17 protein-coding genes are annotated in these 14,929 nt (G+C 73.9%); 6 read left to right on the top strand and 11 right to left on the bottom strand.

Annotated features, from left to right (window positions below):
• The first annotated feature begins 45 nt into the window (after positions 1-45).
• Genes LCG91_RS13215 through LCG91_RS13205 form a run of 3 tightly spaced genes read left to right on the top strand, consistent with a single transcriptional unit; the run spans position 46 to position 4,867 of the window.
• Positions 46-1,119 (top strand): 3-oxoacyl-ACP synthase III, encoded by a 1,074-nt coding sequence (locus tag LCG91_RS13215; protein ID WP_058727342.1) that lies wholly within the window; start codon positions 46-48, stop codon positions 1,117-1,119.
• Positions 1,116-3,890 (top strand): alpha/beta fold hydrolase, encoded by a 2,775-nt coding sequence (locus LCG91_RS13210; protein WP_224441659.1) that lies wholly within the window; start codon positions 1,116-1,118, stop codon positions 3,888-3,890. The genes LCG91_RS13215 and LCG91_RS13210 overlap by 4 nt, the downstream gene beginning before the upstream one ends.
• Complete coding sequence (locus tag LCG91_RS13205; protein ID WP_224441658.1) at positions 3,887-4,867, top strand: NAD-dependent epimerase/dehydratase family protein; 981 nt, start codon at positions 3,887-3,889, stop codon at positions 4,865-4,867. The genes LCG91_RS13210 and LCG91_RS13205 overlap by 4 nt, the downstream gene beginning before the upstream one ends.
• A gap of 16 nt (positions 4,868-4,883) precedes the next feature.
• On the opposite strand, the gene LCG91_RS13200 is transcribed toward LCG91_RS13205, so the two are convergent.
• From LCG91_RS13200 to LCG91_RS13150, 11 genes are all read right to left on the bottom strand, one after another.
• A complete protein-coding gene (locus tag LCG91_RS13200) occupies positions 4,884-5,654 on the bottom strand; it encodes a hypothetical protein (protein WP_224441657.1) in 771 nt (256 codons plus the stop codon).
• Between the two features lie 40 nt (positions 5,655-5,694).
• A complete protein-coding gene (locus tag LCG91_RS13195; protein WP_224441656.1) occupies positions 5,695-6,156 on the bottom strand; it encodes an RNA polymerase sigma factor in 462 nt (153 codons plus the stop codon).
• Positions 6,157-6,338: 182 nt separating this feature from the next.
• Positions 6,339-6,755, bottom strand: a complete 417-nt coding sequence (locus tag LCG91_RS13190) for an MFS transporter permease (protein WP_224441655.1) — start codon at positions 6,753-6,755, stop codon at positions 6,339-6,341.
• Positions 6,752-7,969: an Asp23/Gls24 family envelope stress response protein gene (locus tag LCG91_RS13185; protein ID WP_224441654.1), complete on the bottom strand. Its 1,218-nt coding sequence runs from the start codon at positions 7,967-7,969 to the stop codon at positions 6,752-6,754. Before LCG91_RS13185 ends, LCG91_RS13190 begins: the two co-directional genes overlap by 4 nt.
• Positions 7,970-8,029: 60 nt before the next feature.
• Positions 8,030-8,203: a CsbD family protein gene (locus tag LCG91_RS13180; RefSeq protein ID WP_224441653.1), complete on the bottom strand. Its 174-nt coding sequence runs from the start codon at positions 8,201-8,203 to the stop codon at positions 8,030-8,032.
• 105 nt (positions 8,204-8,308) lie between these two features.
• Positions 8,309-8,872: a hypothetical protein gene (locus LCG91_RS13175; RefSeq protein WP_224441652.1), complete on the bottom strand. Its 564-nt coding sequence runs from the start codon at positions 8,870-8,872 to the stop codon at positions 8,309-8,311.
• Positions 8,869-9,444 carry a DUF6286 domain-containing protein gene (locus tag LCG91_RS13170; RefSeq protein ID WP_224441651.1) on the bottom strand — a complete coding sequence of 192 codons (576 nt, stop codon included), beginning with the start codon at positions 9,442-9,444 and terminating at the stop codon, positions 8,869-8,871. Before LCG91_RS13170 ends, LCG91_RS13175 begins: the two co-directional genes overlap by 4 nt.
• A gap of 11 nt (positions 9,445-9,455) precedes the next feature.
• A complete protein-coding gene (locus tag LCG91_RS13165; RefSeq protein ID WP_152998895.1) occupies positions 9,456-9,761 on the bottom strand; it encodes a hypothetical protein in 306 nt (101 codons plus the stop codon).
• A 23-nt stretch (positions 9,762-9,784) separates the two neighbouring features.
• Entirely contained in the window at positions 9,785-9,976 is a 192-nt protein-coding gene (locus tag LCG91_RS13160; protein ID WP_058728059.1) for a DUF2273 domain-containing protein, read from the bottom strand.
• Entirely contained in the window at positions 9,969-10,418 is a 450-nt protein-coding gene (locus LCG91_RS13155) for an Asp23/Gls24 family envelope stress response protein (RefSeq protein WP_058750404.1), read from the bottom strand. The genes LCG91_RS13160 and LCG91_RS13155 overlap by 8 nt, the downstream gene beginning before the upstream one ends.
• Positions 10,419-10,584: 166 nt before the next feature.
• Entirely contained in the window at positions 10,585-11,778 is a 1,194-nt protein-coding gene (locus LCG91_RS13150) for a helix-turn-helix domain-containing protein (RefSeq protein WP_224441650.1), read from the bottom strand.
• Positions 11,779-12,063: 285 nt separating this feature from the next.
• Here LCG91_RS13150 and LCG91_RS13145 point away from each other — a divergent pair, with 285 nt between their 5' ends.
• Genes LCG91_RS13145 through LCG91_RS13135 form a run of 3 tightly spaced genes read left to right on the top strand, consistent with a single transcriptional unit; the run spans position 12,064 to position 14,880 of the window.
• A complete protein-coding gene (locus tag LCG91_RS13145) occupies positions 12,064-12,366 on the top strand; it encodes a metal-sensitive transcriptional regulator (protein ID WP_058750402.1) in 303 nt (100 codons plus the stop codon).
• Between the two features lie 31 nt (positions 12,367-12,397).
• Complete coding sequence (locus tag LCG91_RS13140) at positions 12,398-12,616, top strand: heavy-metal-associated domain-containing protein (RefSeq protein WP_058750401.1); 219 nt, start codon at positions 12,398-12,400, stop codon at positions 12,614-12,616.
• Complete coding sequence (locus LCG91_RS13135; RefSeq protein ID WP_224441649.1) at positions 12,613-14,880, top strand: heavy metal translocating P-type ATPase; 2,268 nt, start codon at positions 12,613-12,615, stop codon at positions 14,878-14,880. Before LCG91_RS13140 ends, LCG91_RS13135 begins: the two co-directional genes overlap by 4 nt.
• The last annotated feature ends 49 nt before the right edge of the window (positions 14,881-14,929 follow it).

Here is a 14,929-nt window from a genome sequence, read left to right as displayed (position 1 = left end):
ATCGCGTACCCAGGTCAGATGCGGAAGTATGTGTCGGTGACGATCATGACGGAACGACCGGTCGACCAGTCGACGAGCAGCGAACCGGAGCGCCCCGGCAACGCCACGGCGAAGCACCAGAACGTGTCGCTCCTGTCGGTCGCGACGACCGTCGCGGACCGCGTGACGACGTCCGCGGACATCGAGGCGCGGCTCCGCGGGGCCCTGCGTCGGCTCCGGCTCCCGACCGGTCTCCTCGAGCGGGTCGCCGGGGTCACCGAGCGCCGCAACTGGGGCGAGGACCAGACCTTCCAGGACGCCGCGATCGACGCCGGCCGCCGCGCCATGGCCGAGGCCGGCATCCGCCCGGAGGACGTCGGCCTGCTCATCAACACGTCCGTCACGCGCCCGCACCTCGAGCCGAGCGTCGCCGTCCGCCTGCACCACGGGCTCGGGCTGCCGACGTCGGCGATCAACTTCGACATCGCGAACGCGTGCCTCGGGTTCGTCAACGCGATGAGCGTCGCCGCGGGCATGATCGACTCCGGCCAGATCAAGTACGCGCTCATCGTGGACGGCGAGGACGCCGACCAGGTGCAGCTCAACACGATCGACCGCCTGAACCAGGGCGGCCGGAACCGCAAGGACTTCATGAGCGAGTTCGCGAGCCTGACCCTCGGTTCGGGTGCCGCGGCCGCCGTGCTCGGCCCGTCCGACGTCCACCCCGAGGGCCACCGCATCATCGGTGGCGTCACCCGTGCGGCGACGCAGTGGTACGACCTGTGCGTCGGCAGCGTGGACGGCATGTTCACGGACGCGAAGATGCTGCTCAAGGGCGGCATGGAGCTCGTCGTCGCCGCCTGGAACGAGGCACGCGCGCACTTCGACTGGGCCGACATGGACCGCTACGTCCTGCACCAGGTCTCCGACGTGCACACGAACGCGTTCGTCGAGGCCATCGGCATCCCGCGAACCAAGGTCCCGACCACCTACCAGCGCTACGGCAACGTCGGTCCGGCGTCGATCCCGATCACCCTGGCCGACGAGGTCGACCGCGGCGGCATCACCCGCGGCGACCGCGTCTTCCTCGGCGGCGTCGGCTCCGGCATCAACACGGCGATGATGGAACTGCGCTGGTGAGGTCCGGCCTCCCGCGCGTCGCCGCGAGCACGGCTCCGGCGACGCTCCCGCCGCCCCTGCCCGGACTCGACCCGGCCTGGTCCCGCCTGGTCACGGTCCCCGCGTCGACGGACGGTCGGCCGGGAGGCGCGGCTCGCCCCGCGCGCACCTGGCACCTCCTCGACACGGCCGGTCAGCTCGAGGACCTCGGCGTCACGCCGGTCGGCACCCTGCTCTGCGTGCACGGCAACCCCACGTGGTCCTACCTCTGGCGGTCCGTCGCCGCGCGGACGCTCGACGCCGCCCGGGCCGGGGGTCCGGCCTGGCGCGTGATCGCGGTCGACCAGCTCGACATGGGCTTCTCGGAGCGGACCGCCGACCAGCACCGTCTGGCCGACCGTGTCCGCGACCTCGGTGCCCTGACCGACGAGCTCGGGCTCACCGGACCCGTCGTCACCCTCGGGCACGACTGGGGCGGTGTCGTCTCGCTCGGCTGGGCGGTCGACCACCCCGACCTCGTGGTGGGCGTGGCGACGTGCAACACGGCCGTGCACCAGCCCGACGACGCCCCGATCCCCGCTCCGCTGCGGCTCGCCCTGCGGCCCGGCGTGCTCGGACGCGGGACGGTGCTGACCCCGGCGTTCCTCGAGACGACGCTCGCCATCGCGCACCCGGCGCTCGACCGGTCCGTCGCCGACGCCTACCGGGCGCCGTACCGCGGCGCTGCCCGTCGTGGCGGGATCGGTGGGTTCGTGGCGGACATCCCCGTCGACGCCACGCACCCGAGCGCCGCCGAGCTCGACCGCATCGCCGCCGGTGTCGCGGCGCTCGAGGTCCCGGCGCTCGTGATGTGGGGGCCGCGCGACCCGGTGTTCCTGGAGCGGTACCTCGACGACCTGGCCGACCGGGTGCCGCACGCCGACGTGCACCGCTTCGAGGGCGCCGGCCACCTGCTGCCGGACGACGCCGACGTCGCGGGGACCGTCCTCGACTGGCTGGGCGACCGCCTGCCGGAGGGCCACGCGCCCGACGGTGGCGAGCCGAGCCTCCAGGCCGGTGCCCCTGCCGACGCAGCCGCGTCTCGCGGTGCCCGACCGGTCTCGGGCGATGCGGCTCGAGACGCGTCGCTCGACCCGGGTCCCGGCCACCGCCCGCTGTGGGCCGCGCTCGACGACCTGCGCGACAGCGACGAGCCCGCGCTCGTCGAGATGGCGACCGCCGGTGGCCCCCGCACGGTCTCGTGGCGGCTGCTCGCCCGTCGGGTCCGCGAGGTCGCCGCCGGACTCGCGGACCTCGGCGTCCGCCCCGGCGACCGGGTTTCCCTGCTCGTCACGCCCGGTGCCGACCTGACGGCCGTCCTGTACGCCTGCGTGCGCATCGGAGCGGTCGTCGTCGTGGCGGATGCCGGGCTCGGTCTCCGCGGCCTGACCCGCGCCGTCCGCGGTGCCCGACCGGACTGGGTGATCGGCGCCCTGCCGGGCCTGGCCGCCGCTCGCGCGCTGGGCTGGCCGGGACGGCGGATCGCGACGGTCACGCTGCCGGCGGCCGCACGGAGGGCCCTCGGGGTGGAGCACACCCTGGTCGAGGTCGCCCGACGGGGTGCCCGTCGACTCGCGGGCGGTGCGGAGCTGCCCGCGGCGCCCTCGTCGGACGCTCCCGCCGCCGTCCTGTTCACCTCGGGCTCCACCGGGCCGGCGAAGGGCGTCGTGTACACGCACGGCCAGCTCGCCGCGGTGCGGGACGTCCTCGCGGCGCAGTACGGCGTCGGTGTCGGTACCGGACTCGTCGCGGGCTTCGCGCCGTTCGCCCTGCTCGGCCCCGCCCTCGGCGCCCGGTCGGTCGCACCGGACATGGACGTCACCGCGCCGCGCACGCTGACGGCACGGGCGGTCGCCGCCGCGGTCGCGGCGGTCGATGCGACCGTGGTGTTCCTCTCGCCCGCGGCGCTCGCGAACGTCGTGGCGACGGCCTCCGCCTTGACGACCACCGACCGGGAGTCGCTCGCGCGGGTGCGCCTGTTCCTGTCCGCGGGCGCGCCGGTGTCCGCGGCGCTCCTCGCGTCGGCGACCGACCTCATGCCGAACGCGGCGGCGCACACCCCCTACGGCATGACCGAGGGGCTGCTCGTGACCGACGTCGACCTGGACGGCGTGCGGTGGGCCGCCGCCGCTCCGGACGACGGCATCTGCGTCGGGCGACCGGCAGCCGGTGTGCGGGTGCGCATCGCGCCGCTCGACGACGACGGCCAGCCGACCGGTGCCTCGACGGACCAGGCGGGGACCACCGGCGAGGTCGTCGTCGCCGCACCGCACGTCCGCGACCGGTACGACCGGCTCTGGCGCACCGACCGGGTGTCCCGGCTCGGGGTCGACGATCCGCGTGGGCACCGCACCGGCGACGTCGGGCACCTCGACGCCGACGGACGACTGTGGATCGAGGGTCGGTTGCAGCACGTCGTGACGACCCCGGACGGCGTCGTCACCCCGGTCGGGCCCGAGCAGCGGATCGAGCGGGTCGACGGGGTCGGTCGGGCGGGCATCGCCGGGATCGGTCCGGCGGGCACCCAGCAGGTCGTCGCCGTCGTCGAGACCGTCCCCGCGGCACGACGTCCGGGGCTCGCGTCTGCCGACCTCGCCACCGCGGTCCGTTCGGCCGCAGGGGTCCCGCTCGCCGCGGTGCTCGTCGTCCCGGTCCTGCCGACGGACATCCGGCACAACTCGAAGGTCGATCGCGCACGGCTGTCGCGGTGGGCGTCGACGGTGCTCGGCGGCGGTCGGATGGTCCGCCCGTGAGGGTCCTGGTCACCGGCGCCAGCGGGTTCCTCGGCCGGGCGACCGCCGCCGCCGTGCGCGACGCCGGGCACGACGTGCGGACGTTCCAACGCCGACCCTCCGGGGTCGGCGGGGCCGAGGACGCCCTCGGCACGATGACCGACACCGCGGCGGTCGCGCGTGCGGTCGACGGCGTGGAGGCCGTGGTGCACCTGGCGGCGAAGGTGTCGCTCGCGGGTGACCCGGTCGACTTCGCCCGCGTCAACGTCGCCGGGACGAGCGCGCTGCTCGACGCCGCGCGTGCTGCCGGGGTCGGCCGCTTCGTCTTCGTGTCGTCGCCGTCCGTGGCACACACCGGGTCGTCGCTGGCGGGTGCCGCCGCCGACCCCGCCGAGCCGACCGCTGCGCGCGGGCACTACGCGCGCACGAAGGCTGCCGCCGAACTGCTGGCGCTCGCGGCGGACGAGCCGGGCTTCGCGGTCGTCGCGGTCCGCCCGCACCTGGTGTGGGGGCCGGGGGACACGCAGTTGGTCGGTCGCATCGTCGACCGCGCACGCACCGGGCGGTTGCCGCTCCTCGACTCGGGCGCGGCGCTCATCGACACCCTCTACGTCGACAATGCCGCGTCGGCGATGGTCGCCGCGCTCGAGCACGCGGCCGACGACGCCGTGCACGGCAACGCCTACGTCGTGACGAACGGCGAACCCCGGCCCGTGGGGGAGCTCCTGGCGGGGATCTGCACGGCGTCCGGGGTCCCGGCACCGCGGCTGCACGTCCCCGCGGCGCTCGCCCGGGCGGCGGGCTCGGTCGTCGAGGCGGTGTGGCGGGTGCGCCCCGGTGCGGACGAGCCGCCGATGACGCGGTTCCTCGCCGAGCAGCTGTCGACGGCGCACTGGTTCGACCAGCGGCGGACACGGGCCGACCTCCGCTGGACCCCGACGGTCTCGATCGACGAGGGGCTCCGGCGACTCCGGACCGGGTCGCGCACCGGACACTGACCAGCGCACGACCGTGTCACCCGCAGAACTCCGGCGGCGGGGTCGCCGAGTCTGCGCTCACCCAGATGTCCCTGACGGGCTCGGTCGACGTCACGGAGAAGCTGACGTGGACACCGTTGATGCTCGTGGTCCAGACACCGTAGGGGTTTCCGTCTGCGGGATCGGGGTCGTCCGTGCCGGAGACGGCGTACCGGAGATCCGGGTAGGCCGCGCGGAGCTCGTCGAGCGAGCTGCCGAGCCCGAGCCCCTCGGCGGTCGTCGGAGCCGCTCGGGAGGACGATCCCGAGATGTCCACGCCGGCGATCCGGCCCGCGTCGTCCTGCACGATGAACAGCGTCGGCTGCTCCCGTGGTGGGACGTCCGATCCGCGGAGCTTCCACACGGCGGAGCACGCGGGGTCGTGGACGAAGGCGGCGGCGAGGTCGTCGGTCTCGGCGGAGTAGTCGCCCTCGACCGCGATCGGCCCGACCTCGGTACCGGAGATCGTCCACGTCCCCGGGTCGTCGAGCGCGAAAGGACGGCGGGTGGAGGTCGGGGTCGGCGTCAGGGTCGGCCGGGGGCTGTCGACGACCGGCGCGCGGTCCGGCGTCTGGCTCGGCGACGGGTCGGCCGTGGGGGAGGTCGTCGGTACGGTCGGCTGCGTGTCCGGGCCGGGGATCAGCCCGAGCGCGACGCTGCCGCCGGCGGCGCCGAGCAGCAGTGCGACGACGACGCCGATCGCGATCCCGACCCGACGACGACGCAGCCTGCGTCGTGGGACGGCGCGGGCGAGGACGTCCTGCTTCATCGTGACCAGCAGACGCTGGAGGTCGTCCCCCCGGGGCGGCTCAGAGTCCATCACGCGTCACCGCCTCCCGCGATCCGCGGCCCGGACGGGTCGCACGGCCGGGGGCCGACGTGAGGAGTCCGAGCTCGTCGGCTGCCTGGGCGTAGGAGCGGCGGTGAACGACGCACCGCTCGCAGAGTGCACGGTCGTCGCTCGAGGCGTCGGCCAGGTCCGCGCGCACGAACCGGAGCGGATCGCCGGGCAGGGCACCGGACGCGCGCCCGGCGCACACGGCGAGCAGCCACGGCAGCAACGACGCCGACGCGAGCCGGACGTCGGCCGCGCGGTCCCAGAGCTGCAGGAAGGCGTCCTGCACGAGCGCCCGCGCGGCGTCCGGCGTCGCCGCCAGCGCCCAGGCGCCGCGGGTCAGCGCAGCAGCGTGGCGGTCGAACGCCGTCGCGAGTGCGGAGCGGTCGCCCCGGGCCATCCGCTCCACGAGCGTCCGATCGTCGTCTCCGTCCACGGTCACCCCCTTCACCACGAGGATGTCGGACGGAGCCCGATCCTGACGAACCGACCCCGTCGTCCGGCCGGCCGGGCGTGTCGGACGTGGTCGTCGCCGGGCGCACGGACGCAGGAGGGACACGACGGACCCGCGTTCGGGTCGCGGGTCCGTCGTGGGACTGTGGTGCTCTGCAGTGTGGGTCAGCCGGTGAAGCGCTGCCAGAGATCGGTGATGATCGGCCAGACGTCACCGGCACGGTCCGCCGAGGCGATGGCGATCGTCACGACGGGGTAGGCGGTGACCGCGAGGCTGACCAGGACGGCGAGGACGATCGCGAGGACCGACGTGACCGTGTGCCGCCGGGTCAGCGCCCAGAGCAGCAGTGCGAGGACGACCACCACGCCGAGCAGCGTGACGAGGGTGATCCGGATGAACGGGAACGGGACGAGTCCGGCGGTGGTGGCGGTCACCCCGCCGAGGAACCCGACCAGCGGGAGGTACGCGCCGAGGGCCACGGCGAGCACCAGCACGATGCCGATGCCCGAGGCGATCCAGACGCCGCGCGGACGGGGACGACGAGCGGTCGAGCCCCGTCGTCCCGCCCACGCGGTGGTCATCGCCGTGCCTCGGCGTCGCCCTCGCCGTCGTCGCTGCGGTGCGTGGCGGTGCCGTCGTGGTGGGCGTCGGCCTCGTCGCGGACGACGTCGGCGGCGTGCTCGATGCGGTCGGCCGCCTCGTCGAGGGCGGCGGCGACGCGCTCGTCCGTGTCGGCGGTGTCGGACGTCCCAGCGGTGTCGGACGTCCCGGCGGCCCCGGACGCGTCAGCGGCGTCGGTCGCCTCGCCGTGTGCCGAGGAGGCCGCGCCGTCCTTCGTCGCCTCCGCAGCCGCGTCGGCCGCGTCCGAGGCCGCGGCACCGGCGTCCGCTGCGGCGTCGGTCGCCGCTGCGGCGGCACTCGATGCACGGTCCCGGATCTCCTGCGAGGCGTCCTCCGCGGCCTCCTTCGCTGCGCTCACCGCTTCCTTCGCCGAGTCTCCGGCATCCGAGGACTTCTCCGCGGCGCGCTCGGCCGCGTCGGATGCGGTCTCCCGCGCTGCGTCGACGGCGTCGGCGGTCTTCTCCCGCGCGGTGTCGACGGCGTCCGCGGTCTTCTCGCGGGCGGTGTCGATCGCGTCGGACGCCCGGTCACCCAGGTCGGCGGCGGTCTCCCGGGCGCGGTCGACGGCGTCACCGGCAGCGTCCCGAGCACGGCCGGCGGCCTCCCGCGAGGCGTCGGCGGCGTCGCGCGCGGCGTCGCGTGCCCGCTCGGCGACATCGGCGGCTCCGTCGCGGACATTCTCAGCGGCGCCGGAGACGGCCTCCTTCGTGCGGTCGACGGCGTCACCGACGGCCTCCCGGGCCTTGTCGACCGGGGTCGGCTCGTCGTCGAAGGGACCGTGCACGTCGAGGACGCGCACGTCGACGGTGGTGGGCTGTCCCGCGCCGAGCTGCGACACCGCCGCGGCCACCTGACGGCGGACCTCGTCAGCGACCTCGAGCACCGGGTGCGGGTAGCTGACGACCACGGAGACGGTCACGTCGAGCGTGCCGTCGTTGTCGTCGACCTGGACGCCGGGGGCCCCGGCGGTGCGACCGAGCTGCGAACGCACGCGGTCGGCGGCTCGGGCGACGAGCCCGCCCAGGTGGTGGACGCCCGGCACGCCGAGCGCCGTCTCCGCCGCGGTGCGGGCGGCGACCACCAGGGGCCCGGCATCCTCGGGGAGCGGAGTGGTCAGCTCGGACGGCAGGTCGACCTCGGTGATCTGCGTCCGGGCGTTCGGATCGTGCTGCATGGCTTCCTCCTCGTGAACAGGACGGCCGTCGCCCCCGTCGGGGGCGACGGCCGTGGTCCGCTACTTCTTGAAGACGTCCTTGACGTCCTCGCCGGTCTGCTTGGCGCTCGCAGCGGCCTGGTCCTTCTTGCCCTCCGCGACCTTCTCGTCGTTGTTCGTCGCGTTGCCGAAGGCCTCCTTGGCCTTGCCGGTCAGGTCCTGGGCAGCGTTCTTGATCTTGTCGTCGAGTCCCATGGTGGGTTCCCTTCTCGCTCGTGGGCTGTCGCCCGGTGGTGTCGGCCGGGAGGCACTGGTCGCCTCGTCCGGCCCGCTTGCGGTGCTGGTGCTGGTGCTGTTTCCTTACTGGACGCGGGTGGTGCGTGCCAGTGCGGTGCGGGTGCCGCCGGTGAGGTGGACCAGGACCGGGATCTGCCGGCCGAGGGTGTGGTCCAGGGTGGTCAGGGCGTGGTCGACGGCGTCGAGGACGGTGACCGCGTCCCCGCCGCGGCGGACGTGGACCTTGATCCGTGCCGCGCGGGTCTTCTTCACCAGGTACGTGTCGACCTTCGAGGCGACGATGTCGTGGACACCGGTGAGTTCGTGGTCGATGACGTCCCGGACGAGGGCGACGTTCACGGTGACCTGGTCGTCGCCGGAGCGTTCCCGGACGGCGACGCTGGTGCCGCCGCCGCCGCGGGTGACGACCACGATCACCGCCAGGACGATGACCACCGCGCAGACGGCGGCGATGATCCACAGGGCGATGTCGGGGACGGTGACCTGCTCCGGCAGGGTCACGACCTGCCCGAGTGCGTCGCGGACGGGTTGCAGGACACCGGCGCCGATGACCGCACCGACGATGATGCTGATCAGGCCGATCAGGAACAGCAGGACCCGGTTGAAGCCGCGGTTGGTGGTGGTCATGCCAGGGTTCCCTTCTGTTCCACGGTGACCTTCACGGACCGGCCGTGCTTGCCGCCGAGCCGACCGAGCCGGTCCTGCACGGCCTGCTCCACCCGGGTGCGGTCGACGGGGATGCCGGACAGGGGCACCACGTGCACCTCGGTGTGGTGGCCGCGGGCGGAGGCACTGGTGTTGGACTCGGGGACGCCCGCTGCCAGGGCGGCGGCGTTCGCTGCTGTGGAGGCCAGGATGCGGGTGTCGATCACGACCGCGCCGCGGTCCCGGTCGATCCCGGACCGGGGCTGCCGGCCGGGCTTCACCGCGAGGACGATCAGGATGATGCCGAGGATCACCAGGACGACGGCGATGATCTCGGCGATGGTCGTGAACGCCGCGTCGGGCTGCAGGGCGGTGTCGGCGACGGTCTGCGGGTCCGCCAGCAGCGGGCGCTGCCCGATGGCCTGCAGGACCGCTTCGGTGCCGATCCACGCCGCGACCACCACGACGATGATCAGGGTGATGGCCAGGGCGGTGGACCGGGACCGGTGGATGCTGCGACGACGCAGCCGCTTCTCGAGCTGTTCAGTGCTCATGATGGCTCCTCCTACCGGACCCGGCCCTCGTGCTCACGCACGATCCCGGTCAGTTCGATGTGGGTCCGACCCACCCGTCGGCCGGAGAGGTCCCCGACGCGGGAGCGGATCGTGTCAGCAGCCGTCGTCGCGGCGGAGACGACGTCCCCGCCGGCGGCGATCGGGCCGGTGACCTCGAGCGCGAGCGCGCCGTCGTGGTCCTCCAACCCGACCCGGAGCCGCTTCGCCGGAGCGCCGAGACGCTCCGCTGCGACGGCCCGGGCCAGCGCCGTCAGCGCCCGGGCGGTGATCTCGACCCGGCCCGGGACCGCGCTCACCGGGAGGCTCCCCGGGCCGGCGCTCACCGGGAGCTCCGGCGTCCGGTCAGCACGTCGGTCAGGGCGCCGCGGTCGATCTTGCCCGTCGTGATCGCGGCCACGAGGGCACCGATCAGACCGAACACGATCACCAGGACGAAGCCCCAGAACCCGAACTGCAGTGCCACGACGGCGAGGATGGCGCCGATCAGTGCGCCGACGAGTGTGTTACTCAACGCGCGACTCCTTCTTGTCCTCGTTGTCGTCGTCGTCGCCCGGGATGTAGACGTCCTGAACGGTCACGTTGACCTCGGCGACCTCCATGCCGACGATCTGCTGCAGGGCGCGGGCCACCGACGAACGGACACCATCGGCGACCTGCTGCAGCGAGACCGGGTACTCCGCGACGATCGTCACGTCAGCAGCGACCTGCTTCTCGCCGACCTCGACCTTGACGCCCTGGCCGTAGTCGCGCTGGCCGATGGCGTCGCGGATCGCGCCGATGGCACGGGCAGCGCCGTTGCCGAGCGAGTGCACGCCGTTGACCTCGCGGGCGGCGATGCCGGCGACCTTCGAGACGACGGTGTCGTCGATCGTGGTCTTGCCCGAGGTCGAGCCGGACGCGTGGGTGCCGGTCGAGCTGGTCGCGGCAGAGGTGAGGTTGGTGGTGTCAGCCATTGATTGCTCCCTTCGAGTGCCCGCCGGGACTCGTTCCCAGCGGTTGCTGTTCACGGATGAGACGGGCTGCCACCGAGGTTCGTCACGCGGGTGCCGCCGGTTTCAGCGCTCTTCCAGGGAAAGCGCCAGAACGGCGGTTCTCCGTGTACCCCGGTGCGTGAAGGGGTCAGCCGACGTCGCCGGTTCCGGCTCCGGTGTTGCGCGACGCAGCGTCCCGCACGGAGCGCACGTACGCCATCGGCGACAGCCCGCACTCCTGCTGGAAGAGCTGCTGCAACCGGCGCGGTCGGATCCCCGCCGCGTCGGCGATGTCGTCGACGGTCAGGTCGCTGCCGGCGTGCTCGACGATGTGCGCGACGGCGCGCCGGACCCGCCAGGAGGTCCGGCCGGACTCCGGTCGTGCAGCGCGCGATCCCCGGAGGGTCGTGGCCGGGTCCTCGCCGAAGCGCTCCCGGTAGGCGGCGGCGAAGCGCCCGGGGTTGGTGAAGCCCCACCGCCGCGCGACGGGGGTCACGCCCTCGTCGCCGACCGCGCGGAGGAGCTCGCGACGGACACAGTCGAGCCGGTGGTCGCGCATGAAGCGGTTCGGCGTGGTGCCGAGCGTCCTCGCGAAGACGTCCTGCAGCCCGCGCTGGCTCAGCCCGCACGCAGCGGCGATGTCGGGGACGGACGGCCGGTCCTGCGCGTGGGTCTCGATGTGGCGGATCGCGTCGCGCAGGCGGTTCGCGACGGGGACGTCCTGGCCGCGGTTGCGGATCGGGAACGTGTCGAGCACGACCACCGCGAGCCGCCGGTTCAGCGCGGTCCGCATCGAGCCCACCACGCGGTCGTCGAGCAGGGCGGGTGCGAGGTCCTGCACCAGGCGACGGAGCGGCTCGCGTCGTGCGATCGCCTCGTCCTGCTGGTCGAACAGCAGCGGTCCCTCGGGCAGGCGGTAGCCGAGCTCCTCGCCGACCGAGCGGAGGAAGGGGTCGGACACGTGCAGGCCGTTGTAGACGGTGTCGGCCGACTCGAAGCGGTAGGCCTCGGACGCCGAGGCGATGTACGGGCTCCCCGGCTCGATCACCCTGGTGCGGTCCGCGAAGTGCATCTCGAGCCGGCCCTTCGTGAGCCAGAAGACCACGTGGTCGTTCCGCGGGCCGATCACCCCGCCGCGGCGTCCGCCCTCGGCCCGCATGGTGCGGAGGGTCACGTCGTCGTCGCCGACGATCGTGTACTCGTAGCGGGTGCCCTCGGTGACGTAGGTCTCGGTCCCGAGGTCCTTGCCGTTGTACTCGGCGGAGAAGATCCGCGCGTAGTCGGTGCCGTCACTCTCGGTGAACCGCAGCCTGCGGTATCCGTTCGTCGACGAGGTGCTCACCCGCGCATCATGCCAGCACTGTCCGGGATGCGCGCTTCTCGCGTCGGTGGTGAGCGGCGTCGGACGGGAGGCGCGTGGCGGCGTCGCCACGGGCCTCCCGTCCGGTGCGTCCCGGCTCGGTCCGCGTCACCGCGGCGATCGGTCGGGTCGCGCGGTCCGCCTCCCGCAGGCGCGAGCGCTCCCACCATGCACTGAAGAATTCTCAGGAAACTCTGCGCCCCGCTCCGCGTCCCAGTGCGCGGAATACCCCAGGGGGGTACCGTGTTGTCGAGGACGGAGGTCCGGATGCCGAACGCACAGCACGCACACGTCGGGTACATCGAGGACAAGGACGACCTGCTCAAGCGGCTGCGCCGCGCAGAGGGACAGGTCCGCGGGATCGCCCGCATGGTCGAGGACGAGACGTACTGCATCGACGTGCTCACCCAGATCTCGGCAGCGAACCGCGCACTCGAACGGGTCGCCCTGTCGCTGCTCGAGGACCACCTGCGCCACTGCGTCGCCGAGGCCGTGTCCGAGGGTGGCGACGCCGCCGACGCGAAGGTGCGCGAGGCGAGCGACGCCATCGCCCGGCTCGTCCGCTCCTGACCCACACCACAACCACTCCCGAGGAGGAACCATGACCACCGAGACCGTCGCCGTGACCGGGATGACCTGCGAGCACTGCGTGACGAGCGTGACCGAGGAGGTCTCGGAGCTCGCCGGGGTGACGGACGTCGCCGTCGACCTGGTGCCGGGCGGATCGTCGTCCGTCACCGTCACGTCGGACAGCCCGATCGACGACCAGGCCCTGCGCGCCGCGATCGCGGAGGCGGGGTACGAGGTCGTGACCCGGTGAGCGACGGCGTCGTCGAGCTCGACATCACGGGGATGACCTGCGCCTCGTGCGCGAACCGCGTCGAGCGGAAGCTCGGCAAGCTGCCGGGTGTCTCCGCGACGGTGAACTACGCCACGGAGCAGGCGCAGGTCACGGTCACCGATCCCGGGACGGTCGACACGGCTGCCCTGGTGGCGGCCGTCGAGGCTGCCGGGTACGGCGCGACCGTGCACGTGCGGCAGCCGGCGCCCGGGTCCGACCTCGACGCGGACGACGACGCTGCCCGGGACGACGCCGCCGCGCCCCTGCGGCAGCGGCTCGTCGTCTCCACGGTGCTCGCCGTGCCCGTGGTGCTGCTCTCGATGGTGCCGGTCCTGCAGTTCCCGAACTGGCAGTGGGCGGCCCTGGCACTGGCCGCGCCCGTCGCCGTCTGGGGCGCGCTCCCGTTCCACCGGGCGGCGTGGGTGAACGCCCGGCACGGCGCCGCGACCATGGACACGCTGGTCAGCGTCGGGGTGCTCGCCGCCTTCGGCTGGTCGCTGTACGCGCTCTTCCTCGGCGACGCCGGTCGCCCCGGGATGCACATGACGTTCTCGTGGTTCGCGTCCGACCCCGAGGCGAGCGACCTGTACCTCGAGGTCGCCGCAGCCGTGACCGTGTTCATCCTCGCCGGCCGGTACATGGAGGCCCGTGCGAAGCAGCGGTCTGGTGCGGCGCTCCGCGCGCTGCTCGAGCTCGGCGCGAAGGACGCGTCGGTCCTCCGCGACGGGCCGTCCGGTCCGGTCGAGACCCGCGTGCCCGCCGCCTCGCTCGTCGTCGGCGACGTGGTCGTGGTCCGACCGGGTGAACGGATCCCGAGCGACGGCATCGTGCGCGAGGGCTCGTCGGCCGTCGACCTCAGCATGCTCACCGGCGAGTCCGTCCCCGTCGAGGTCCGTCCGGGCGACCGTGTCACCGGCGCCACCATCGACGTCGGCGGTCGGCTCGTGGTCGAGGTCACCGCTGTCGGTGCCGACACCGAGCTCGCCCGGATGGGGCGTCTCGTGGAGGAGGCGCAGACCGGCAAGGCCGCCGTGCAGCGGCTCGCCGACCGGGTCTCGGCGGTCTTCGTGCCGGTCGTCATCGGCCTCGCCCTGATCGCCTTCGTCGGCTGGCTCGTCGCCGGCGGTTCCCTGACCGCCGCGTTCACCGCCGCCGTCGCGACGCTCATCATCGCCTGCCCGTGTGCGCTCGGGCTCGCGACGCCCACGGCCCTGCTCGTCGGGACGGGCCGCGGTTCGCAGCTCGGCATCCTGATCGGCGGCCCGCAGGCCCTCGAACGGACCCGTGCCGTCGACACGATCGTGCTCGACAAGACGGGCACGGTGACGACGGGGGAGATGCGCCTGTCGGCGGTCCTGCCGGTCGGTGCCGCGCCCGACGGCGACGCGACACTGCTCGCGCTGGCCGCCGCGGTCGAGGACGGTTCCGAGCACCCCGTGGCCCGCGCGGTCGTCCGGGCCGCCCGGGAGCGCGGTCTCGACGTCCCGGTCGCCGAGCAGTTCACCGCGACACCGGGCGCCGGCGTGCAGGGCGTGGTCGACGGCGAGGTGGTCGTCGTCGGCGCCGCCCGGTGGTTGGCCGAGGCCTGGGCCGTCCGTGTGGACGACGCCCTGTCCACGCAGGTCGGTGCTGCCGAGGCGGACGGCGGGACCGCGGTCCTCGTCGCCCGGGGTGGCGCCCTGCTCGGCGCGGTCGTCGTGGGCGACACCGTGAAGCCCGAGGCACCCGAGGCCGTCCGACGCTTCGTCGCGCTCGGCCTGCGTCCCGTGCTGCTCACCGGTGACAACGAGGGTGCCGCCCGCGCCGCCGCGGGCCGCGTCGGCATCGACGACGTGCGCGCCCGGGCAACCCCGGCGTCCAAGCTCGAGACCGTCCGGCAGCTGCAGGCCGAGGGGCGGACCGTCGCGATGGTCGGCGACGGGGTGAACGACGCTGCGGCACTCGCGGCGGCGGACCTCGGCATCGCCATGGGAGCGGGGACCGACGCGGCGATCGCGGCGAGCGACGTCACGGTCGTCAGCGGTCGGCTCACCGTGGTGGCGGATGCGGTCCGGCTGTCGCGGGCGACGCTCCGGACGATCCGCGGCAACCTCTTCTGGGCCTTCGCGTACAACGTCGCGGCGATCCCGCTCGCGATGGCGGGACTGCTGAACCCCGTGCTGGCGGGTGCGGCGATGGCGTTCTCGTCCGTGTTCGTGGTGACGAACAGCCTGCGGCTGCGACGCTTCACGCCGTCGGACTGACGGACGAGGGTCGGCTCCGGCTCCGGCTCCGGCTCCGCTCCGGCTCCGG

Origin of the sequence: Curtobacterium sp. TXMA1 (assembly GCF_020162095.1) — a bacterium.
GTDB lineage: Bacteria > Actinomycetota > Actinomycetes > Actinomycetales > Microbacteriaceae > Curtobacterium.
This window is presented reverse-complemented; position numbering and strand designations above follow the sequence as displayed.